This is a genomic window from Sulfitobacter sp. M39, from assembly GCF_021735935.1.
Taxonomy (GTDB): Bacteria; Pseudomonadota; Alphaproteobacteria; order Rhodobacterales; family Rhodobacteraceae; genus Sulfitobacter.
The window spans coordinates 1,170,231-1,190,818 of the sequence record NZ_WMDZ01000001.1 but is presented as its reverse complement, the minus strand read 5'-3'; the positions used below and the strand labels follow the sequence as shown (position 1 = coordinate 1,190,818).

Annotated in this window: 21 protein-coding genes; 3 read left to right on the top strand and 18 right to left on the bottom strand. The window is 61.4% G+C overall.

All coding sequences use genetic code 11. The features are described from left to right. Positions 1-32 precede the first annotated feature (32 nt). Positions 33-2,492, top strand: a complete 2,460-nt coding sequence (locus GLP43_RS05805) for a mechanosensitive ion channel domain-containing protein (RefSeq protein ID WP_237278558.1) — start codon at positions 33-35, stop codon at positions 2,490-2,492. Between the two features lie 83 nt (positions 2,493-2,575). Here GLP43_RS05805 and GLP43_RS05800 read toward each other — a convergent pair whose 3' ends face one another. The 14 genes from GLP43_RS05800 to GLP43_RS05735 all read right to left on the bottom strand — a co-directional run bounded on the left by GLP43_RS05800 (position 2,576) and on the right by GLP43_RS05735 (position 16,850). Further along, positions 2,576-4,147 carry an acetolactate synthase large subunit gene (locus GLP43_RS05800; protein ID WP_237278557.1) on the bottom strand — a complete coding sequence of 524 codons (1,572 nt, stop codon included), beginning with the start codon at positions 4,145-4,147 and terminating at the stop codon, positions 2,576-2,578. A 14-nt stretch (positions 4,148-4,161) separates the two neighbouring features. Next, the gene (locus tag GLP43_RS05795; protein WP_237278556.1) at positions 4,162-5,730 is read right to left on the bottom strand and encodes a class I adenylate-forming enzyme family protein; all 1,569 of its coding nucleotides are present in this window, start codon (positions 5,728-5,730) and stop codon (positions 4,162-4,164) included. Positions 5,731-5,831: 101 nt separating this feature from the next. Further along, complete coding sequence (locus tag GLP43_RS05790; protein WP_237278555.1) at positions 5,832-7,559, bottom strand: SulP family inorganic anion transporter; 1,728 nt, start codon at positions 7,557-7,559, stop codon at positions 5,832-5,834. A gap of 4 nt (positions 7,560-7,563) precedes the next feature. Further along, positions 7,564-8,448: an MBL fold metallo-hydrolase gene (locus GLP43_RS05785; RefSeq protein WP_237279922.1), complete on the bottom strand. Its 885-nt coding sequence runs from the start codon at positions 8,446-8,448 to the stop codon at positions 7,564-7,566. A gap of 182 nt (positions 8,449-8,630) precedes the next feature. Beyond that, the gene (locus GLP43_RS05780) at positions 8,631-9,068 is read right to left on the bottom strand and encodes a DUF302 domain-containing protein (protein WP_237278554.1); all 438 of its coding nucleotides are present in this window, start codon (positions 9,066-9,068) and stop codon (positions 8,631-8,633) included. A gap of 72 nt (positions 9,069-9,140) precedes the next feature. Continuing rightward, positions 9,141-10,166, bottom strand: a complete 1,026-nt coding sequence (locus GLP43_RS05775; protein WP_237278553.1) for a c-type cytochrome — start codon at positions 10,164-10,166, stop codon at positions 9,141-9,143. Then, positions 10,150-11,412 (bottom strand): sulfite dehydrogenase, encoded by a 1,263-nt coding sequence (gene soxC / locus GLP43_RS05770; RefSeq protein WP_237278552.1) that lies wholly within the window; start codon positions 11,410-11,412, stop codon positions 10,150-10,152. Before soxC ends, GLP43_RS05775 begins: the two co-directional genes overlap by 17 nt. A 24-nt stretch (positions 11,413-11,436) precedes the next feature. Then, positions 11,437-13,140, bottom strand: coding sequence for a thiosulfohydrolase SoxB (gene soxB / locus GLP43_RS05765; RefSeq protein ID WP_237278551.1), 1,704 nt, complete (start codon positions 13,138-13,140; stop codon positions 11,437-11,439). A gap of 95 nt (positions 13,141-13,235) precedes the next feature. Further along, complete coding sequence (gene soxA / locus GLP43_RS05760) at positions 13,236-14,090, bottom strand: sulfur oxidation c-type cytochrome SoxA (RefSeq protein WP_237278550.1); 855 nt, start codon at positions 14,088-14,090, stop codon at positions 13,236-13,238. Positions 14,091-14,117: 27 nt separating this feature from the next. Beyond that, positions 14,118-14,447 (bottom strand): thiosulfate oxidation carrier complex protein SoxZ, encoded by a 330-nt coding sequence (gene soxZ, locus GLP43_RS05755; protein ID WP_237278549.1) that lies wholly within the window; start codon positions 14,445-14,447, stop codon positions 14,118-14,120. Between the two features lie 18 nt (positions 14,448-14,465). Then, positions 14,466-14,885 (bottom strand): thiosulfate oxidation carrier protein SoxY, encoded by a 420-nt coding sequence (gene soxY, locus GLP43_RS05750; RefSeq protein ID WP_237278548.1) that lies wholly within the window; start codon positions 14,883-14,885, stop codon positions 14,466-14,468. Between the two features lie 38 nt (positions 14,886-14,923). Further along, positions 14,924-15,400 carry a sulfur oxidation c-type cytochrome SoxX gene (soxX, locus tag GLP43_RS05745; RefSeq protein WP_074635260.1) on the bottom strand — a complete coding sequence of 159 codons (477 nt, stop codon included), beginning with the start codon at positions 15,398-15,400 and terminating at the stop codon, positions 14,924-14,926. A 119-nt stretch (positions 15,401-15,519) separates the two neighbouring features. Further along, positions 15,520-16,092: a thioredoxin family protein gene (locus GLP43_RS05740; protein ID WP_237278547.1), complete on the bottom strand. Its 573-nt coding sequence runs from the start codon at positions 16,090-16,092 to the stop codon at positions 15,520-15,522. 17 nt (positions 16,093-16,109) lie between these two features. Then, complete coding sequence (locus GLP43_RS05735) at positions 16,110-16,850, bottom strand: cytochrome c biogenesis CcdA family protein (RefSeq protein ID WP_237278546.1); 741 nt, start codon at positions 16,848-16,850, stop codon at positions 16,110-16,112. 71 nt (positions 16,851-16,921) lie between these two features. Here GLP43_RS05735 and GLP43_RS05730 point away from each other — a divergent pair, with 71 nt between their 5' ends. Beyond that, positions 16,922-17,308 (top strand): hypothetical protein, encoded by a 387-nt coding sequence (locus tag GLP43_RS05730; protein ID WP_237278545.1) that lies wholly within the window; start codon positions 16,922-16,924, stop codon positions 17,306-17,308. 83 nt (positions 17,309-17,391) lie between these two features. Next, on the top strand, positions 17,392-17,709 hold the full coding sequence (locus tag GLP43_RS05725; protein WP_180829268.1) for an ArsR/SmtB family transcription factor: 318 nt from the start codon (positions 17,392-17,394) through the stop codon (positions 17,707-17,709). A gap of 7 nt (positions 17,710-17,716) precedes the next feature. Here the strand turns inward: GLP43_RS05725 and GLP43_RS05720 are convergent, their stop codons facing one another. The 4 genes from GLP43_RS05720 to GLP43_RS05705 all read right to left on the bottom strand — a co-directional run bounded on the left by GLP43_RS05720 (position 17,717) and on the right by GLP43_RS05705 (position 20,536). Then, positions 17,717-18,682: a DNA topoisomerase IB gene (locus GLP43_RS05720; protein ID WP_237278544.1), complete on the bottom strand. Its 966-nt coding sequence runs from the start codon at positions 18,680-18,682 to the stop codon at positions 17,717-17,719. Between the two features lie 3 nt (positions 18,683-18,685). Beyond that, the gene (locus tag GLP43_RS05715; protein ID WP_237278543.1) at positions 18,686-18,901 is read right to left on the bottom strand and encodes a DUF2945 domain-containing protein; all 216 of its coding nucleotides are present in this window, start codon (positions 18,899-18,901) and stop codon (positions 18,686-18,688) included. Positions 18,902-18,969: 68 nt separating this feature from the next. Continuing rightward, positions 18,970-19,776, bottom strand: a complete 807-nt coding sequence (locus GLP43_RS05710; protein WP_174226599.1) for an ABC transporter permease — start codon at positions 19,774-19,776, stop codon at positions 18,970-18,972. Next, a complete protein-coding gene (locus GLP43_RS05705) occupies positions 19,769-20,536 on the bottom strand; it encodes an ABC transporter ATP-binding protein (protein WP_237278542.1) in 768 nt (255 codons plus the stop codon). Before GLP43_RS05705 ends, GLP43_RS05710 begins: the two co-directional genes overlap by 8 nt. Positions 20,537-20,588: the final 52 nt, after the last annotated feature.

The following is a 20,588-nucleotide window of genomic DNA, read 5'->3' as shown; positions in this document are numbered from 1 at the left end:
AGTGTAATTTAGTGATGTCGAAAGAGGCCCCCATGTCAGAAACCCGAAAGATCGCGATGCCAACCCAAGGGTGGCTCTACGTACTGACGGGGGTTGTGGTGGCACTCTTCCTGACGCTCGCCCCCTTTTCGGCGCATGCGCAATCGCTGTTCACCGGCGGCGGGTCTTCCGACACGGAAACAACCGAAACGACACCCGAGGCAGAGGCGAAGGCACCGCTGGATACCCTGCTAGAAGTGCTCAAAGACGATGACGCCCGCGCCGCGCTGATCGCGGACCTCGAAAAGTCGCTCGACGCCTCGGGCGACCCCTCGGGTGATGAAAACCCCGCGATTGAAACGATCACCGAAGCCGCGGATGCCGAAGGGGTATCGGTCGGGCGGCAAATCGCCCTGATCACCCAGCAGATCGGACAAGACACGGTCAGCACGCTCACCTCTTTCTGGAACGGGTTCGAACGCGGCGGCAAGGTCTTCTCTGGCCTCAGCGGTGCGGAGCTGACCGTATTGCTGGAAGCGATCCCTGGCCTGCTTGCGGTCATTGCGATCACCGTCGCGCTCTTTGTGGTGCTGCGCTACCTTGCGCGGGGGCTATATGCGCGCATGGGGCGCACGGCTGAACATGTGGGTATCTTCCGCTCTATCGGGCTGTTTCTGGGGTCGAACCTGCTGGACGCCTTTATCGTCATCGTGGCTTGGGCCGCTGGTTATCTGATCACCATCCTCGCCGTTGGCGAAGTCGGGCAGATCGGCATCCGCCAGTCGATGTATCTGAACGCCTTCCTGCTGGTAGAAATGACCAAAGTCGTCATCCGGTCGTTCCTGTCGCCCGTTGCGTCGGGTCTGCGTCTGGTGCCCGTCGGCGACAAGGCCGCAGCGGCGCTTACCCGCTATCTGAGCATCGTGGTCAGTGTTCTGGGCTACGGGCAACTGCTGGTCGTGCCAATCGTCAACCAAAGCGTCAACACGGCCGCGGGCGCTGGCGTGTCGGCTCTTCTGTCGGTTCTGGTGCTGCTGTATTTTGTCTACATCGTGCTGCGGCGTCGCAAGGCCGTCACCCGCTGGCTGCAAAGCGAGGCGGACCCCAGCGAGGCGGACCCCAGCGAGGCGCAAGCCGCCGAGGGTGTCGATCCGGCCACCATCGCAAAGGCGCGGCGCGGCTTTATCGCGCGCACGCTACACGGCTTGGCAGGCATCTGGCACTGGTTCGCGCTGGCCTATATCGCCGTGATGTTCTTTGTGGTCATGACCCAGCCCGCCGAGGTCACGCTGAACGCGATTGTCGGGTCGGGCAAGATCCTTGCGGCGATCATCATCGCTGCCCTGCTTTCGGGATGGCTGGCGCAGGCCGTGCACCGCGGCATTTCACTGCCCGAGGACGTGAACGCCAAGTTGCCGCTGCTGGAACGTCGCATCAACACCTTTGTCCCCCGCGCCTTCAGCGCCTTGCGGCTGTTCCTGCTGGTCTGCGTGCTGTTCTTTACGTTGGACGTGATAGGCACGATCGACGTGCGCAGCTGGCTTGAGGGGCAGGTCGGGCTGGCGGTGACCAAGGCGCTGATCTCTGTCGGGTTGATCCTGACGGTGGCCTTCGGCATCTGGCTCGCGCTGACATCCTTTGTCGACTACAAGCTGAACCCCGAATACGGGGCTGTGCCAACCTCGCGGGAAACCACCCTGCTGACTTTGCTGCGCAATGCGGCGACCATCACGCTGATCATCCTCACGCTGATGTTCGTGCTGAGCGAGATCGGGCTGGATATCGGGCCACTGCTCGCCTCTGCCGGGGTTTTGGGTCTGGCGATTGGTTTCGGCGCGCAGAAGATGGTGCAGGACATCATCACCGGCGTGTTCATCCAGTTCGAGAACGTCATCAACGTGGGCGATGTGATCACCGTGGGCGGCACCACTGGCACCGTCGAAAAGCTGTCGGTGCGCTCTGTGTCCCTGCGCGATGTGCAAGGGGTGTTCCACATGATCCCCTTCTCTACCGTGGATGTGGTCAGCAACTATATGCGCGGCTTTGCCTACACGGTCTGTGACATGGGCATCGCCTACCGCGAGAATGTCGAAGAGGCCAAGCAGGCCATGTACGACGCCTTTGACCGCATGATGGAGAACGAGCCCGAGATCGCCAATAGCATCATGGGAGAGCTGGAATGGTTCGGCGTTCAATCCCTTGGCGACAGCGCGGTGGTGCTGCGCGTGCGGATCAAGACCGACCCCGGTAAGCAATGGGGCATCGGGCGCATGTACAACGGCTACCTCAAGACGGTCTTTGACGAGCGCGGGATCGAAATCCCCTTCCCGCAGCAGACCATCTGGCTGGGCGAGAACAAGGACGGCACCACCCAGCCGTTCAAGATCGAAGGCCCCGCCGCGCAGGATACCGATACCGGCCCCCAAAAGGCCAAGACCGTGTCCAAGCCGATCAAGGCCGACGATGTGCCGGACAGCGATGATGCCGACGGCGACGGTGGTGCAGACCGCTAATCGGCGCGGATGACTGAGATAAAAAAGGCCCCCGATCAGCGCTGATCGGGGGCCTGTTTTGTATCGGATAGTCTTCGCGGGTGCTACATCACCGCTTCGATCAGATACGGGCCTTTATGTGCCAGCCCTGTTTCGATCGCGAGCTCCAGCGCTTCGCAATCACTAACCTGCGTCGCCTCTACCCCCATCGACTTTGCCATCTGCGCGAATTCCAGCGTCGGCTGATCAAGCGACAGCATATCCATCGCCTTGGGGCCTGCATTGCTGACGCCGACATTGGTCAGCTCGCCGCGCAGGATCTTGTAGACGCGATTGGCGAAGATCACGATGGTGATGTCCAGCCCTTCGCGGGCCATCGTCCAAAGCGCCTGCACCGTGTACATCGCGCTGCCATCCCCGATCAGCGCCATCACTTTGCGGTCAGGGCAGGCCACTGCCGCCCCGATAGCCACGGGCATGCCATAGCCGATGGACCCGCCGCAGTTGTTCACCCAAGTGTGTTTCGGGGCCCCTGCCGTTGCGGGGAAGAACGCGCGGCCTGTGGTAATCGCCTCGTCGATGATAATCGCATCCTCGGGGATGGTGCGCGCTAGGGCTTGCGCGATGCCGCCCGGCTCCAACGGGCCGCTGGGTTTGTCGGGGGTGGCGGCTTCGGCCACATGGGCGGGTGGAGTGTCCGCCGCACCCACACCGCGGCACAGCGCGTCCAGCGCCCCTGCGATATCCTGCGCGGTGGTACAGAGGTTGGTGATCTGCGTGCCCTCGGCGGTCAGGATCGCGGGCTTGTTCGGATAGGCGAAAAAGCCGATGGGTGCGCGTGCGCCCAGCAGAACGATGCGCTTGAACGGGGCCAGCGTCTCTAGCGCCTGATCAATGGGATAGGGCACGCGGTTGACCACCACACGCCCTGCCCCGCGTTCCTGCCGCGCATTGGCCCATTCGCTTAGCAGTTTGCAGCCCGTCTTGGCCGCGATCCGCCCCGCAATCTCAAGCATCTCGGCGCTCAGCGCGGCACCGCCCAACAGCAGCAGGCTGTCGGGGCCGGACAGCGCGGCGACAGCTTCCTCCAGCGCGGCTTCGTCAAAAGCAGGACGCTGCGCAGGCTCCAGCGCGGGCGCGACCGCGCCGCCTTCGTTCCAAGCGGTGTCACTGGGCAGCATCAGCGTCGCCACCTGCCCCGGTGCCACATTTGCCGCCTGCACGGCACGGGCCGCATCCGCGCCCACGTCCGCCGCCGACATGGATGTATGCACCCAATGGGACACGGGCCGCGCGATCCCTTCGATGTCAGAGGTCAGCGGCGCGTCCAGCTCGATATGCGTGACCGCATGTTCGCCGACAATATTCACCACGCCCGAGCCTGCCTTTTTCGCGTTGTGCAGGTTCGACAACCCGTTGGCGAGCCCTGGCCCCAGGTGCAGCAGGGTGCAGGCGGGCTTACCGGCCATACGGTAGTACCCATCCGCCGCCCCCGTCGCCACGCCCTCTTGCAGGACAAGGATCGACCGCATGCCGGGCACGTGATCCAGCGCGGCAACAAAGTGCATTTCCGACGTGCCGGGGTTGGTGAAACAGGTATCAAGCCCGCTATCGAGCAGCGTTTGCACAAGGCTATCGGCGCCATTCATCTGGTCTGTATCGTCTTGTTCGCTCATGTCATCTTCCTTGTTCACGCAGAAACCGCCGCCCAGAAGGGCGCGCGCAATTCTTTCTTGAGGATCTTCCCGATAGAGCTGCGCGGCAGCTCGTCGCGCAGTTCCACCGCCGACAGACGCTGGCTTTTACCCAGCTTGGCATTGGCGCCGGCGCAGATGTCATCGCCCGAACGCGTCGCCCCCTTGCGCAACACCACCAACCCGTAAGGCGTTTCGCCCCATGCGTCAGAGGGCACGCCGATCACGGCGGCATCCGTCACGTCAGGGTCGGCCAGCAGCACCAGCTCAAGATCGTCGGCATAGATGTTCAACCCGCCCGAGATAATCATATCTTTCTTGCGGTCCGACAGGATCAGAAAGCCGTCCTCGTCGAAACGGCCCATATCACCCGAGCGGAAGAAGACGTTGCCCGCTGCGTCGCGCCAGATGTAGTCAGCCGTCAGGTCATCGCGCCCGAAATACCCCGCCATCATCGTCGGCCCGCGGCCGCAAATCTCGCCCACCTCGCCCTTGGGAACCTCTGCACCGGTCTCGTCAATCAGGCGGATTTCATTGCCCGGCGCGGTCTGGCCCACCGTATGCAGCTTGTCGGGATGTTCGGCAGAATTCAGTACCGTGACCCCGCCGCCTTCGGTCAGACCGTAGTATTCCAGCAGCTTTCCGGGGAAGCGCGCCAGCACATCCGCCTTGACCTCGGCCCGCAGCGGCGCGGAGGTGGAGAATTTCACCTGCATCGACGATAGATCAAACCGGTCAAAGTCAGGCACGTCCATGATACGTTTGTATTGCACAGGCACGAGCATCGTGTGGGTGATCTTTTCACGCTGCACGATCTCGAGGTACCCGCGGGCGTCGAACTTCGGCATCAGATAGACGGTCGAGCCGCCGTAAAGCGTCGGCAGGAAGGATACGATCGTTGTGTTGGAATACAGCGGCGTCGACAACAGCGTGCGGGCGTTATCGTCGTAGCCGTTGGGCGACACGCGGTCCATCTGCGCCGACCGCATCCCGTGATTGTGCAAGATGCCCTTGGGCGTGCCGGTCGTGCCCGAGGAATAGATCAGGTTGAACGCATCCGACATCTCGATCTGGATCTCGGGGTCGGTGTCCGAAGCCCCGTCAACCGCAGCGCCATAAGGCTGAAACGCGGGATGGTCGAAATCAATGGCAAAGCGCGCCAGATCCAGATCAGCGATAAAGCCATCGACCAGTTCAAGGTATTGCGCTGCAACAAAGATCGCGCGTGCGCCGCAGTCGGTCAGCATCTTTTGCAGCGCATCGGGGGACGCCATCGTCGACAGCGGCGTCACGCAGGCCCCTGCCCGCAGGATGCCCATGAACAGCTCTGCATAGGGGATGGAATTGGGCGAGATGATCGCGATGTTGTCGCCCTTGCTCACCCCCATCGACAGCAGCAGATTGGCGATCTTGTTGATGCGCTGGTCGAATGCCCCCCAGCTGACGGTTTGCCCGTCACAAACCAGCGCAGGCTTTTCCGGATGTGCTTTGGCGTTGTCGCGCACGACCTCGACGATGGTTTTCGTGGGTGTCGTCGCCGGCGCCGGCGGATTGATCGGTATCATATCACTGTCCTGAAATAGTTCTCTCCCCGCTGCGGAACGCCGTTCCGCAGCCCCTGACAGCAGTTGTAACGATCAAACAGAAACTTGCAAACGATGGGTGACTATGCGGCAGCTTTTCCCAAGGCGACATAGGCTGCATGCTGGGACAGAAACACGCTGCCTGTCAAATCCGAGATGAAATGCTGCTTTTTCAGACGGTCCATAACAGGGCCTTTGACCTCGGATAGGTGCAGTTTGATCCCCATATCGCGCAGCCGTGCGTTGATCGCTTCAAGCGATTCCAGCGCGCTAAAGTCGATCTCGTTGATGGCAGAGCACATCAGCACGACATGGCGCAGACAGGTGTTGCCCGCCAGCCGGTCGTAGATGCAATCCTCCAGGAACCGCGCGTTGGCGAAATACAGGCTCTCGTCAATGCGCAGGGTCAGCACCGTGGGGCAGGTCTCGACCTCATGGCGGTTGATATTGCGGAAGTGTTCGGTGCCCGGGACCAGCCCGACTTCGGCAATATGCGGCTTGGTGGTTTTATAGAGATGCAGAAAGATCGACAGCACCACCCCGCAGGTCACCCCCAATTCGACCCCGCTGCCCAAGGTGATCAGCATCGTCGACAGCACGGCGGCAAAATCGGATTTGGAATAGCCCCATGCCTTTTTCAGGATCGAGAAATCCACCAGCGTCAGCACGGCCACGATGATCGTCGCGGCCAAGGTCGCTTGCGGCAGAAAGAAGACCAGCGGCGTCAGCGCCAATGCGGCCACGGCCAGCCCCACAGCGGTATAGGCCCCCGCCGCCGGTGTCTGCGCGCCTGCGTCAAAGTTCACTACAGACCGCGCAAACCCGCCCGTGACCGGATAGCCGCCTGTAAATGCCGCGCCGATATTGGCCGCCCCCAGACCAATCAGCTCTTGATCCGGATTGATCCGCTGACGCCGTTTCGCGGCAAGGGTCTGAGCAACCGATATCGATTCCACGAACCCGATGACAGAGATCAGGAACGCGGGCAGCAGCAGGTTGCCCATCAGGTCGAACGACAGGTCCGGCAGGGTCAGCGGCGGCAGGCTTTGCGGCACAGCACCCACAATCTTGACGCCCTCCCCCGCGAGATCAAAGGCCCAGACCGCCAATGTGGTGACAACCACCGCCGCCACGGGCCCCGCCTTGGTCGCCACATCCGCCGCCCGCGGACCCACGCCGCGCGCGCGCAGGAATGGTTTCAGCCCCTTGCGCACCCAGAACAGAAACAGCGTCGCGGACACACCAATCACCACCGTCGTCCAGTTCACCATGCCCAGATTGGCCCAGATCGACATCAGCAGCTCTGCCAGATTGCCGCCAGAGGCATCGATTCCCAGAATATGCTTGATCTGGCTGGCGGCGATGATCACGCCAGAGGCGGTGATAAAGCCCGAGATCACGGGGTGGGACAGAAAATTCGCCAGAAACCCCAGTTTGAACACGCCCATCACCAGCAGCATCACTCCAGACAGCAAGGCCAGCGTCAGCGCGGCGATGGCATAGCCCATCGTGCCCTGATCGGCGATATTCCCCAAGGCGGCCGCGGTCATCAGCGACACCACCGCCACCGGCCCCACCGCCAACGCGCGGCTGGTGCCAAAGACGGCATAAAGCAGGATCGGCGCGATCGATGCATAGAGCCCCGCTTCGGGCGGCAACCCCGCCAGCAGCGCATAGGCCAGCGATTGCGGGATCAACATAATCGTAACGATCACCGCCGCGATCAGATCATTGGACAAGGCCGCCTTGTCATAGTCGCGCCCCCAGTCGAGGACGGGCAGATAGCGGCGGGCAGCGGCAGCGATACGCACCTGATTACAACCCGTTCACCGGCACCTTGAGCATCAGGTTCCCGTCTTTGTCACGCGGCATATGTCCGGCGCGCATGTTGACCTGAAGCGACGGGATGATCAGTTTCGGCATCGACAGCTGCGCGTCGCGTTCGGTGCGAAAGGCGATGAATTCCTCGCGCGTTTTGCCGCCGCCCACATGGATGTTATGCGCCTTCTCTTCGCCCACGGTGGTTTCCCACTGGATATCGCGGCCATTGGGCCCGTAGTCGTGACACATAAACAAACGCATGTCGTCCGGCAGGGACAAGACCTTCTGGATGCTGTCATACAGCTCTCCGGCGTCGCCCCCGGGGAAATCCGCGCGGGCAGAGCCACCGTCGGGCATGAACAGCGTATCGCCCGTGAAGGCGGCATTGCCCATGACATGCACCATACAGGCGGGCGTGTGACCGGGGGTATAGATGGCAAAACAGTCCATGCCACCGACGCGGTAGCGGTCTCCATCCTTGAACAAGGCGTCGAACTGCGACCCGTCGCGCTGGAACTCCGTCCCCTCGTTGAACACTTTCCCGAAAGTGTCCTGCACGGTCATGATCTGCTCTCCGACGCCGATCTTGCCGCCCAGCTTTTGCTGGATATAGGGCGCGGCGGACAGGTGGTCGGCGTGGACGTGGGTCTCGATAATCCACTCCAGCGCGAGCCCCTGCGCTTCGACCTCGGCGATGAGCTTGTCCGCGTGGTCATAGGTGATCCGTCCGGCGGCATAGTCGATATCCATCACGGAATCGATGATGGCACAGGCGTTGGAGTCCGGATCTCGCACAATATAGCTGATCGTATTGGTCACCGGATCAAAGTGGCCCGAGACGTCCGGGATGACATCCATATTCACGGGGTATTCAGTCATGGTCACCTGCTCCGTTTGCGCTTTTTCGCCCGACATCTGAAGGCTGCGCCCCGTCGTCGAGTCGAACATATTCATACTATGGAATTCTTTGTCAAGGAAGCGGATTGTGCTGCCGTACCGCCACAGCCGCCGCGACAAAGCGTCCTGTGCCTGCCGCCTGCTCTACGCAACAGCGGCAGCATTCAAAACCCGTCCAGCGCGCTTTGCGTGATCTCGTCCAGCAGGGCCTGCACCTCTTTCATGGGGCCGTCCGGGTAGGTCGGATACCCGACAGAGACCGCGCCGTCGATGTCGGTGACAAAGATGCTGTAGGGGCAATGGGCGATGTTCATCGGGTCCACCTCCATCACCTTGCGCGACACCACGGCAGAGCAGAACAGAAACACATCTGCCGCGCGAAAGATCTCGACATCGCTGCCGACGTCGCTGGCGGTACGGGCCAGCATCTCGCCCGGGTGGCTGACGTGGTCGATGACCAGCCCCTTGCCGATGATCGCGTTCTCGACTGCGAAGGTCGCATCGTCAAAGCTGCCGTCGTAGGCGTAGGTCACGGCCTGATCCTGCGCGGCGAGCGGCGCGGCACACAGGCAAAGTGCTGCGGCAATCGGTAACGGTTTCATCCTTGGTCCTTTCACAAAGGGGCGCGGGCCTATCCTAACATCCTTGCCGCGCGCCGCCAATCATGCGCGCCGTCACGGGGCCGGAAAGCTGTTGAGATAGGCGATCACCGCCTTGATCTCGGCATCGCTTTTCAAGCCGGAGAACCCCATCTTGGTGCCCTTCATGAAACTGCGCGGTGAAGCCAGAAAAGCGTCCAGCGTCTTGGGTGTCCAGATCAGCCCATCCTCTGCCTGCGCCATCAGGGCGCGCGAGTATTTGAACCCCTCGACCCCACCGGCAGGCGCACCAACGATCCCGTTCAGGACCGGGCCCGCGCGGTTTTTGGCGCGTTTGCCCAGCTGATGGCAGGCTTTGCATTTGCGGAACACCAACTCTCCATCGGCGAGCAAGGCGGGGTCGGCAGCGGGCTCGGACACCGGCTCGACACCGGCAACGGGCGTTTCTTGCGGCACAGCCACGGGGGCGGCGTCCTTGGGTGTCACATCCAGCGACAGCGCGCGCATGGTGACTTTCACGCTTTCCTTGCAGTCTGTCATACACGGATCAACCTGCCAGCGCGGCAATTCCGTAGTGTCGCGATCATCGCGGAGGAAACCGTCAGCATTGGGCATCTGGACCGCAGCGAAGTTATCTTTGGACAGTGTAAATTCCTCTGCCACCAGATCGTTGGAATAAAGAATATACGCCACGAGGGCATAGACCTCATCCGCCGTCAGCGTTCCCGCATCGCCATAGGGCATGGATCGGCGGATATAATCAAAGCTTGTCGACAGATGCGGCCAATAGGACCCGACCGTCTTGACCGGGTCGGCATCCGCCAGCGTGTCCTGCCCGCCCGCCAGCACAGGCCAGTTCCCGCGGCCTTCGGCAAAGTCCCCGTGGCAGGCGGCGCATTTGTCGGTAAAAATCGCTTCGCCCGTCAGCACATCGCCCTGCCCCACGGGCAGACCGCGCCCATCGGGCAGCACGTCCACGTCCCAGGCTGCGATCTCCTCCGGCAATGCGGCGCGGCCCAGACCGTAAGGGGCCGCCGCCAAGGGCAAAGCCGTGGCCGTGGCGATGACGCACAAAGCGATGGTGTTAAGAGACTTCGACATTTTCAACGCTCCCGTCCTCGTGCAGCCACCATGTCTGGATGCCGTTGTTGTGGTAGACAGAGTTCAGCCCCCGCACCGCGCGCAGTTCTGCTTTCGTCGGCTGGACATAGCCCGTGTCATCCATCGCGCGGGATTGCAGCAGCATCTCTGTGCCGTCCCATTGAAGGTCGAGATAAAAGCGGGTGAGCGCCATCGGCGTGCCCTTTTGGGCCAGTCGCGCGGTTTGCCAGCTTGCGCCACCATCGGTCGACACATCCACGCGAGTGATCGCACCGCGCCCCGACCATGCCAGCCCGGTGATCACCAAAGGCCCCGCCCCATGGGGCACCGGCGCTTGCGGGCTCGGTGCGGTGATGACGGATTTCGCGTCCATCGCCCACGTCCATTTCCGGCTGGTGCCATCGGCCAGCGTATCGGTGTATTTCGACGTTTCCTCGCGGCTTTCGACGGGCGCGTCCGTGACCTCTATCCGGCGGAGCCATTTGACCCAGAGGTTGCCCTCCCACCCCGGCACGACCAGCCGCACGGGGTAGCCGTGTTCCTTACGCAGCGCCTCGCCATTCGCTTTGAAGGCGACAAGCACATCGTCGAGCGCCTTATCCATCGGGATCGACCGCCCGTTCGACGAAGCATCCGCGCCCTCGACATAGACCCATTTGCCCGCAGGGTCATAGCCCGCTTCCTCCAGCAGCAACCGCAGGGGCACGCCGGTGTACTCCATATTATGGATCATGCCATGGGTGAACTGCGCCCCGTTCAACTGCGCGCCGGCCCACTCCATGCCCGAATTGGCTGCACATTCGCAGAAATACACGTGGTTTTCGCGCGGGAAGCGTTCCAGATCGGCGTAGGTGAACACCAGCGGACGGTCCACCAGCCCGTTCACCATCAGGCGGTAATCCTGTTTCGACAGTTCGATCGCGCCCGAGTGATGTCGTTCAAAGGCGCAGCCCTGCGGGGTGATTGTGCCGTCCAGCGCGTGGATCGGGGTGAAGTTGATCGAACTGATGGTATCCGCCGTCAGCCAAGGCACGTTGCGCCGCACCACGTCATGCTCGAACCGGATCGGCAGGCCGTAGGGCGTGACATCGACCCCATCGCCCAAGCCCCGCGCCCAGGGTTGCGGTTCAACGATCAAGGGATCGGGCGATTGCGCGGCAGCGCTACGGGCCGCCATCGCCCCCAGTCCAGCAGTCGCCGCGCCACGCAAGAAGGCCCGTCTGTTCGCTGTCTTTCGAGGTGCCATGGCCTTGCCTTTCGTGATGCCCTGTTACGCGCCTTTGACGATGACGCTGGTGTTCGGGTCCAGCGACACGCTGCCCTGCTTGCGGATGTGGGCCTCGACCACATCCCAGATCGGGGGGCCCTCGGTGCCTTCGTTCACGCTGGCCCAGCCCGCGACTTGATAGGTTTTGGCCGGATCGATACGTTCACCGGTTTTCAGCAAGGTCAGTTCAGTGATGCGGCTGCCTTGGGGCTGGGTCACGTCAATGCGGTATCCCAGCCCGCCTGTGCGCACCATGTCACCGCCCTGCTGGTAATAGGGGTTGGGGTTGAACAGGTTGTCGGCCACGTCTTCCAGCACGACATGCAGGAATTCACCGGTCATCTCGGTCCGGTAAGCTTCGGGGTAGGTCATAGAGGTGACGTTCCAGATATCCTCGCGCGTGATGTCCTGCCCCGGCAGGATCGACGGCCCCCAACGCACACCGGGGCTCAGCGCGATATCCGCCTCGCGCTCGGAAAGCAGCGCGTCGCAGATCAGGTCATCCCAAGTGCCGTTGAAATTGCCGCGCCGGTACAGCAGCGTGTCTTCGGCGGTGGTGCCGATCACCTCTGTCAGCTGGTCAAGATAGGGGGCGCGTTGTGCGTCGATCAGCGCGGTCATCGCCGGATCAGGCGCAATCACATCAGAGAAGATCGGGATCAGCTTGTGGCGGAACCCCATCATGCGACCGTTCTGTACATCCAGATCGACGCGGCTGACAAATTTCCCGTTCGACCCCGAGGCGACAATGATCGTCTCGCCCACCAGCACAGGCTCTGGCAGCGCGTCATGGGTGTGACCCGACAGGATCACGTCGATCCCCGTCACCACGCCCGCCATCTGCTTGTCCACGTCAAAGCCGTTGTGGCTTAGGCAGACGACCAGTTCGGCCCCTTTGGCGCGGACCTCGTCCACCATTTCCTGCATACGTTCATCGCGGATACCAAAAGAGTATTCGGGGAACATCCAGCCGGGGTTGGCGATCGGCATATAGGGGAAAGCCTGCCCGATCACCGCGACTTTAACGCCGCCAGTCTCGTAGAACTTGTAGGGCGGGAAAAGCTCTGTCGGTTCGTCCCATTCGGCGTCAAAGATGTTCTGCCCCAAGGCGGCAAAGGGCAGCCCCTCGACGATCTCTGCCACGCGGTCAGAGCCGAGTGTGAATTCCCAGTGAAAGGTCATCGCGTCGGGCTTGAGCGCGTTCATCACGTTGACCATATCCTGACCTTGCGTGTGGTAGCAGGTGTAGCTGCCGTGCCAGGTGTCGCCGCCATCCAGCAGCAGCGCATCGGGCCGGTCCGCGCGGATCTGGTTGATCACGCTCGCCACACGGTCCAGACCGCCCATCTTGCCATAGCCCTGCGCCAGCGCCGAAAAATCGTTATAGGTCAGCGCATAGGCCGAGGGACTGCCATCGGCGATACCGTAAAGCTTGCGGAAATCCGCGCCGGTCAGATGCGGCACCTTCCCTCGATTCTCGCCCACACCGATGTTGACCGAAGGTTCGCGGAAATAGATCGGCTTCAACTGCGCGTGGATGTCGGTCACGTGGATCAGGCTGACATTCCCGAAGGTGTCGAATTCAAGCAGTTTGTCCTGCGTCAACGACTGCTGCGCGGCGAGCTTGCCCCAGTTGCCAAAGGACGACGCACCATACAAAGCCGTTGCAGCCATGCTGGCCTGAAGAAAATCACGACGAGAGATCATAGGTTGGCCTTTACGCTACGCATTCATATGCGCATATTTGAATAATAATATGATAAAAAGACCCGCCTCGCATCGGCGAAACGGGTCTTTTCAGGTTAGTTCCGGACAGAGGGCCCTTCGACCGACAGCCCGTTCCCGCGCGAGCCGACGTAAAGCTCAAGCGCGACAAACTCGGGGCTGCCGGGGTCAAAGGTCTCGGCACGGGTGTCGCGTACACAGCCTTTGAAACGGGCCTGCACCGCGTTCAGCTTGGTGTTTTTCAAACGGTAGGTCGGGAAGCCATTGATCTGGCCCTGGCTCAGGTGGTCGGCACGGATCATGTTGCCATAATTGTCTTCGTGGCAATTGGCACAGGACAGTTCAAGCTGGCCGAAACGGGTATAATAGATCTCTTTGCCCTGCTCCCATGTGGATTGGGCCGGACCGTCGATGGCGATGTTCACCGGCATCCCCCGCGAGACAGAGGAGATCAGCGCCGTCATGTTCACCATGTCGCCGCCGGTGTATTTCCACTTTTCCGCCCCCATGCGGTTCTCGCGGCAATCGTTGATCTGCATTTCCAGCGTGCGCACCTCGCCCGCGGATTCGACATACTTGGGATAGACCGGACGCACGCCTGCCATCTCGGCCGAGGCCCCGTGACAATCCGCGCAGGATTTGCCCTCTGACCCGTCGGCGGTGTTCCAAACGTCCTCGGCCTGTTCCACAAAGATCATGCCGGCGTTGTCGAAATCATCGGCCTGCATCGCGCGGGTCTCGGTGCCGCGAAACAGCCAGCCCGACATAACCTCGTCTACCGCGTCCGCCATATGCGCGGGGGCGGCAGTGCGGGTCACGATGTCGATCTCTTCGTTGATCACCAGCGTATCATCCACGGGATCGGCGAAGGCCCCCGTCGACATCAGCGCCGCAGCAAGGCACACGCCCAGACCTTTTGTGAAATTGCTCATTCCTGTTCCTCCCAAGGATGCGGACGCTTAGCTGGTCGCGATGTCTTTGGTTTCCTCGTAGACATCGCCGTCATCGTCATACCACGTGAAGGTGAATGTCCCCGCTTCGGGCACGGTCGCGTCGAATTCGAAATACGGGTTGGTCGAGATCGCCGGCTCCATCGCGACATCGATCACATTCTCGCCGTTAAAATCGCAGGTGAAACGGTTGATGATCGACCGCGGGATCGTGTTGCCGTCGCTGTCCTTGCGCTGGCCGGATTCCATCTTGTGGCTGATCAGGGTCTTGATCGTGATGGTTTCGCCAGCCGCTGCTGACTTGGGGACTTTGACGCGGGGTTTTACACCAGATGCCATGTTATTCTTCCTCTCGCCTTAGCCGCCGCAGCCGCCGATTGTTACTTTGATTGTGCTGGTCGCCTTGGCGAAGGAGCCGTCGGCCAGCTTGGCGATGGCCACCACATCCTGCGTGCCCGCCAAGCGGATGCGGGTGGAGGCGTGCTGCGACGCGGCCAGCGGGCCGAACTTGAAGTTCGCCACAGGCGGGGTGGGGTTCCCAAGCGCCAGCACCATGATTTCAGTGGCACCGGGGGCGTCGACCTCGATCGGGACTGTATTGCCGTTTTCCGCAATCTCGGGGGCGGTCAGGGTCACGCCGGTATCAGCCATCTCTGCACCGCCGGTGAAGGCAGCAATCGCGTCATCCCCGGCGGCGGCCACGGCCAGCTTGGGCAGGGACAGTGCGGCAAAGGCACCTGCCCCCATCGCAATCGCACTACGTCGTGTAAATTCCATTATCATCACTCCTGATCAGATCCCGCGCGGTGGGGTTCTTAGTCTTTCAACGTGGCAAGATAGGCCACGACATCCTCGATCTGCTGGGCGGCCAGAATAGGCCCCAGCGTGTCGTCAGCCGCCTTGCCGGTATAGCCTTTGCCCGGACGGATATAGCCGCTGTCCTTGTAGAACGCGGGCATCATCGTCCCCTCGAACAGCATCTTCGCGTTGGCCACTATGCCGCGCAATTCAGCCTCGGTCCAGCGGTCCCCCGCCCCGTCCAGCATCGGGCCGATTTCGCCCTGGAACGGGATATCGGGCAAGGCGCTGACCTGATGGCAGGCGATGCAGTTGCCAAGCTTTTTGCTGCCGACGATCTTGGCCCCCTCTTCGGGGTTACCGGGAGTGCCGGTCAGCGATTGTTCAACCGCGCCATACTCATCATAGACCACGTCACCGGGGGCCACGTCGGCCGCATGCGCCGCCGCGGCAAAGCCGACAGAGGCCACCAAGGCAAATACGGAAACTTTCATGCGTCCTCCCACAGACATTCCTTTTGAAAACCCTACTGCCCGCGCCAAAATGACGCAACTATAAATTCAATTTATTGAATTTCTTATAGCAGCACGGCATTTAGCGGATCCTACCGCCGTTATTCCTGCTCTTCAATGAGCATACGCGCGTGATATTTCTGGAACGTCTCGTCCCCCTCATATCCCTTGTCGACGACCCAGTTCATCATGTGAAAGGTCGTCGCCGGACCAAAGGCACCGGGCACCGTCGCGACCGCTGCCTCAACGGCCGTCTGCCCTTCCTCTACGGTCTGGGGGAAATACATCAGCGTCGGCGTGAACATCTGACGCCATTTGCGTACCATCTCCTTCTCGGGCAATGTCTCTCCGTCAAAGTCGGTGACCTCGACATCGCCGAACATGTTGATCTGCACGACAAAGAAGTTCTCGCGCAGGTAGGCATCGATCTTGGGCAGCGGGAAAACCTCTTCGTGCATCTTGTTGCAGTAGATGCAGCCGCGCTGTTCGATGATGACCATCAGGCGCTTGCCCTCGTCCGTCGCCTCGGCCAGGTCGTCGCGCAGATCTTTGAAGGTCTCGCGCATCCAAGCGGTCTTGTGCAAACCGTCATCACCCAATGTCGCGGCACTGCCCGCAGTCACCATACAAGCGACAGCCGCCAGCGCGGCCAAAGCGTTTCGGATCATCTTCATAAAAGTCCCTCCGGTTGTTAGCCAATGACGCTGAAAACGGGGAAGGTTTCAAGCATCCACTGCGCAATATAGTTGATCGAGTTAGTGGCGATCAGCAGGCCAAAGACAATCAGCAGAACCCCCATCGCCTTTTCTACCGTGCCCAGATGTTGCCGGAACCCCGCCATCCAGCGCATGAACGGCCCGATGAACAGCGCCGCCAGCACGAAAGGCACGGTCATGCCCACGCCGTAGGTCAGCAGCAACAGCGCGCCCGAGCCCGCCGTCTCGGCCCCCGCGGCGGTGAACAGGATCGCCGCAAGCACCGGCCCGACGCAAGGGGTCCAGCCAAAGGCAAAGGCCAGCCCGATCACATAGGCCCCCAGAAAACTGGTCGCCGTCGTGTTCCCCGCATCGGCACGAAACTGGCGATATAGAAACCCGATACGGATCACGCCCAGAAAGTGCAGACCCATCGCAATGATAACAGCCGCAGCGACCCATCGCAAAATATCAAAATAATCCCGCACGATCTGACCAAAGGTTGTGGCCACCGCCCCCAGCCCGACAAAGATCGTGATCACCCCCGCCGCAAAAAACAGCGCCGCGATCACCGCGCGCCGGCGTACGGCGGCATCCACAGGCCCGTCTGCCGTGATCTGGTTCATGCCCACGCCCGCCAGATAGCTCAGATAAAAGGGTACGATCGGCAGGATGCAGGGCGACAAAAAGGACAAAAGCCCGGCAAACGCCGCGCCCAGAAAGGTGATTTCAAGCATGCAGGTTGCCTTTATCTTGTGCCATTCACATATTCACATTAAGTGTTTTGAAATCAACAGGTGAATTCCCTATGCGGTTGCGCACTGCTTTCTTGTCCCTTTCGGTGGCCGCAGGCCTTGCGGTTTCCCCCGTGATCGCAGCGGCCCAGACCGCGCTGATCATGGTCGAGGAACAGGGCTGCGTGTGGTGTGCCCGTTGGGATGACCAGATCGCCCCGATCTACCCCAAGACCCAAGCGGGCAAGGCAGCCCCGCTGCGCCGCGTTGATATCAACGATGACAAACCCGCCGATCTGCACTTTGCCCGCGGCCTGCATTACACGCCAACGTTCGTGTTGATGGTCGACGGCCATGAGGTGTCGCGCATCGAAGGCTACCCGGGCGAAGATTTCTTTTGGGGCGTGCTGGAAAAAATGCTATCCGACGCCAAATTGATGCCAGACCCCGCCAAAAGCTAGCGCCCCTTGCGATATGCGCACGCCAATCCCCTTTATTCAGCCAAGGATGTTAACCAGTGGGTAACCCCGGTTCCGACACAGAAATGAGCCAAGCCGATCGGGACCGTATGGCCGAAAACGCCGCACGTGCCTCTAACTTTCTCAAGGCGATCAGCCACGAGGGGCGGTTGATGATCCTGTGTCACCTCTCTGCAGGGGAAAAATCCGTTACCGAGTTGGAAGAGCTGCTGTCCGCCCGTCAGGCGGCGGTATCCCAACAGCTGTCACGCTTGCGGCTTGAAGGCCTGGTAACGCCACGCCGCGACGGCAAGACGATCTATTACAGGCTGGCCGATGACCGTCCGCAAAAGATCATGGAAGTCGTCTATGATATGTTCTGCAAACCGGACAGCGACGGGTAAACGCGGCTCAGACCTGCTCAAGATACGTCAGCAGCCGCGCTTCCGAGGCGAATAGCCCGGTCTTGCGTCCGACCCTGATCTCGAGGGGCGCTTCGCCCGCCAGATCGATCACCGCCGGATGGATATAGCTGTTGCGCGCCACGGTCGGCGTATTGCTCAGCTGTGCGGCAGCGGCTTCGGCCAATTGCTTGATGGTGGCCTGCCCCTTCTCGGCGGCCTCGAAGGCGGCAACGGTGCCCGCCCATGTGCGGAAAGTCTTGGCGGTAAAGTCGTCGCACCCCGATGCATCGGCGATATAGGCGTTCAATCCGGCTGAGTTCAACTGATGCACCTCGCCCTGCGCATCGGCCCATGTCAGCAGCTCCGCCCCTGGCAGGTCGTTAATTTTCTCCAGCGTTTTAGCCAGCGTCCGGTCGTTGATCTGCCGCCGCACCTTCTTGCCGCCCTTGGCCGTGTAGCGCAGCCGGATCACATTCCCGTCGAGCTTTACGTGCTTCGACCGCAGGGTCAGCGTGCCATAGCTGCCATTCTCGCGCGTGTAGTCCGGATTTCCCACCCGCAGCGACGCGCGGTCGATCAATGTGACGGCGCTGGCCAAAGCAAAGCTGCGCTCGCCTGCCTGCTGATCCAGATCGCGGGCGACAAAGCGGCGCAGGCGCGGCAAAGCATGCGCAAAATCCACTAGGCTCGCGAATTTCGTCTCGGCCTGCGCCTCTGACCATTTTTCGTGATAGCGATATTGTTTGCGATTGCGGGTGTCGCGCCCCGTGGCCAGCAAATGCCCGTTCACCAAAGGCGTCATCCACACGTCTTCATAGGCGGGCGGCACTGCCATCGCTTCCAGCCGCGCGCGCTCTTTTCCGCGGGCGATGGTAGTGCCGTCCGGTGCGGTATAGGTAAACCCGCGCCCGCGCCGCTGACGCGAAATGCCGGGGCGGTCATCGCCATAATAGGTCAGCCCCGCGCCGCCCATATGTCAGACGGCCTCGACTTCCGACGACAGCTTGAGCACCTCATCCCCGTCGTCTTGCTCGATCAACAGCGCTGGATCATCATCGGACCCGTTGCGCGTGACCTCGGACCCTTTCAACGTACGGGTCACACTTTTGATAAAGCGGTCTGTCACCTTGCCACTGGCAGTGCCCTGCCCCCAGTCCCATTTGACCTTGGTGCCCTTGGATATGCATGACATCGTCGTCTCCTTCCGCACTGTTTGGTGTGAAAGGATAACGACCTATGCCCGAAACGGGTTCCCTCCGGTCAGACCCGCCAGCGCAACACGCGGGTTTCGATGGCGGCAATCACGGCGCTCACGCAAACCCCCAGGACCGACAGGATCACCACACCCGCAAACAGACGTTCAAGATCATAAAGGCTGCCGGCCTCAAGGATGTAAGCCCCGATGCCATATTCCGCACCCAGCATTTCAGCAGCCACCAGCAGGATAATCGCAATCGCCAAAGAGATGCGAAGCCCCGACAGGATGCCCGGCATCGCCCCCGGCAGTACGATCTTGCGCACGATCGACCACCACGACAGACCAAAGCTCTGCCCCATGCGGATCAATCCGCGGTCCACGTTGTCCACCGCAGCATAGGTCGCCACGACCGTCGGCGTGAATGTCCCAAAGGCGATCAGTGCGTATTTACTGCCCTCGTCAATGCCAAACCAGATCACGAACAACGGCAGAAGCGCGATCTTGGGGATCGGGAACAGCGCCGCAACCAAGGGCACCAGCCCGGCACGCACATAGCTGAACAGCCCGATCATCACCCCGACGCCGACTCCAACCAAGGCCCCGAGCGTCGCCCCCACAGCCAAGCGGCTGAGCGAGGGGGCCAGATGTTTGAACAGCATCCCCGATTGCCACAGTTCGACAAAGGTCATCGCCACATCCGAGGGGCGCGGCAACGTCAGGTTAGAGATAAAGCCGCTGCGCGTGCCCCATTCGGCCAGCAGGATCAGCAGGACAAAGACCAAGACCCCCATGCCCCGCCGTTGCTTGGGGGCAAAACCGCCACCGCGAAAGGCGACGGGGCGGCTATTTGTATGTGCTGCATCAGACATGGATCAACTCCGCATCGGCGGCGGCGGCTTCTTCGCGCATCAGCCCCCACAAATGTTGTTGTTGCGCCTCGAGGGCGGCATCGCCATAGGCACGCTCTGCCAGCGGGGTGGTCAGCTCAACCACTTCGCGGATCTGCCCGGGGCGGCGCGACAGGACCACGATTCTGTGCCCCAGCCGCACGGCCTCTGCCAGATTGTGGGTGACATAGACGGCGGTAAAGGGCTGGCGGGTCCACAGGCTGATCAGATCGTCCATCAACAGCTCGCGCGTCTGGCTGTCCAGCGCGCTCAGCGGTTCGTCCATCAACATCACCGCGGGGTTCACCGCCAGGGCGCGCGCGATGGCGACCCGTTGTTTCATCCCGCCCGACAGTTGCTTGGGCAGGGCATCGGCAAATTCGGTCAGTTTGGTGCGGGCCAGCACATCGTCGATGATCCACGCCCGCGCGGCGGCATCCAGCCCGTGATCTTCAAGCACCAGCGCCACATTGCCGCGCACGCTGCGCCAGGGCAGCAAGGCGAAATCCTGAAATACGTAGGTGAGCGGGTTCAGACAGCCGGCTGGGGGCGTGCCCAGTTGCAGCACCTGACCCGAAGTCGGCTGCTCCAGCCCGCCCAGCATCCGCAACAGGGTCGACTTGCCACAGCCCGAAGGCCCAACGATGCAGACAATCTGCCCTGACGGGATATCAAGGTTGATATCGCGCAGCACTTCGGTCTCGCCATAGGTATGGCTGACCCCCGCTAACCTAAGATCCATGAGAAACGTCCTGAAATATCAAAGGCCGGGCAAAGCCTGCCCGACCTGTCGT

What these genes read in the sequence shown, in the direction of transcription:
- GLP43_RS05805 (WP_237278558.1), top strand. Translation starts at nt 33, where the DNA reads ATGTCAGAAACCCGAAAGATCGCGATGCCAACCCAAGGGTGGCTCTAC.
- GLP43_RS05800 (WP_237278557.1), bottom strand. Translation starts at nt 4,147, where the DNA reads ATGAGCGAACAAGACGATACAGACCAGATGAATGGCGCCGATAGCCTT.
- GLP43_RS05795 (WP_237278556.1), bottom strand. Translation starts at nt 5,730, where the DNA reads ATGATACCGATCAATCCGCCGGCGCCGGCGACGACACCCACGAAAACC.
- GLP43_RS05785 (WP_237279922.1), bottom strand. Translation starts at nt 8,448, where the DNA reads ATGACTGAATACCCCGTGAATATGGATGTCATCCCGGACGTCTCGGGC.
- GLP43_RS05780 (WP_237278554.1), bottom strand. Translation starts at nt 9,068, where the DNA reads ATGAAACCGTTACCGATTGCCGCAGCACTTTGCCTGTGTGCCGCGCCG.
- GLP43_RS05775 (WP_237278553.1), bottom strand. Translation starts at nt 10,166, where the DNA reads ATGTCGAAGTCTCTTAACACCATCGCTTTGTGCGTCATCGCCACGGCC.
- soxC (WP_237278552.1), bottom strand. Translation starts at nt 11,412, where the DNA reads ATGGCACCTCGAAAGACAGCGAACAGACGGGCCTTCTTGCGTGGCGCG.
- soxB (WP_237278551.1), bottom strand. Translation starts at nt 13,140, where the DNA reads ATGATCTCTCGTCGTGATTTTCTTCAGGCCAGCATGGCTGCAACGGCT.
- soxA (WP_237278550.1), bottom strand. Translation starts at nt 14,090, where the DNA reads ATGAGCAATTTCACAAAAGGTCTGGGCGTGTGCCTTGCTGCGGCGCTG.
- soxZ (WP_237278549.1), bottom strand. Translation starts at nt 14,447, where the DNA reads ATGGCATCTGGTGTAAAACCCCGCGTCAAAGTCCCCAAGTCAGCAGCG.
- soxY (WP_237278548.1), bottom strand. Translation starts at nt 14,885, where the DNA reads ATGGAATTTACACGACGTAGTGCGATTGCGATGGGGGCAGGTGCCTTT.
- soxX (WP_074635260.1), bottom strand. Translation starts at nt 15,400, where the DNA reads ATGAAAGTTTCCGTATTTGCCTTGGTGGCCTCTGTCGGCTTTGCCGCG.
- GLP43_RS05740 (WP_237278547.1), bottom strand. Translation starts at nt 16,092, where the DNA reads ATGAAGATGATCCGAAACGCTTTGGCCGCGCTGGCGGCTGTCGCTTGT.
- GLP43_RS05735 (WP_237278546.1), bottom strand. Translation starts at nt 16,850, where the DNA reads ATGCTTGAAATCACCTTTCTGGGCGCGGCGTTTGCCGGGCTTTTGTCC.
- GLP43_RS05730 (WP_237278545.1), top strand. Translation starts at nt 16,922, where the DNA reads ATGCGGTTGCGCACTGCTTTCTTGTCCCTTTCGGTGGCCGCAGGCCTT.
- GLP43_RS05725 (WP_180829268.1), top strand. Translation starts at nt 17,392, where the DNA reads ATGAGCCAAGCCGATCGGGACCGTATGGCCGAAAACGCCGCACGTGCC.
- GLP43_RS05720 (WP_237278544.1), bottom strand. Translation starts at nt 18,682, where the DNA reads ATGGGCGGCGCGGGGCTGACCTATTATGGCGATGACCGCCCCGGCATT.
- GLP43_RS05715 (WP_237278543.1), bottom strand. Translation starts at nt 18,901, where the DNA reads ATGTCATGCATATCCAAGGGCACCAAGGTCAAATGGGACTGGGGGCAG.
- GLP43_RS05710 (WP_174226599.1), bottom strand. Translation starts at nt 19,776, where the DNA reads ATGTCTGATGCAGCACATACAAATAGCCGCCCCGTCGCCTTTCGCGGT.
- GLP43_RS05705 (WP_237278542.1), bottom strand. Translation starts at nt 20,536, where the DNA reads ATGGATCTTAGGTTAGCGGGGGTCAGCCATACCTATGGCGAGACCGAA.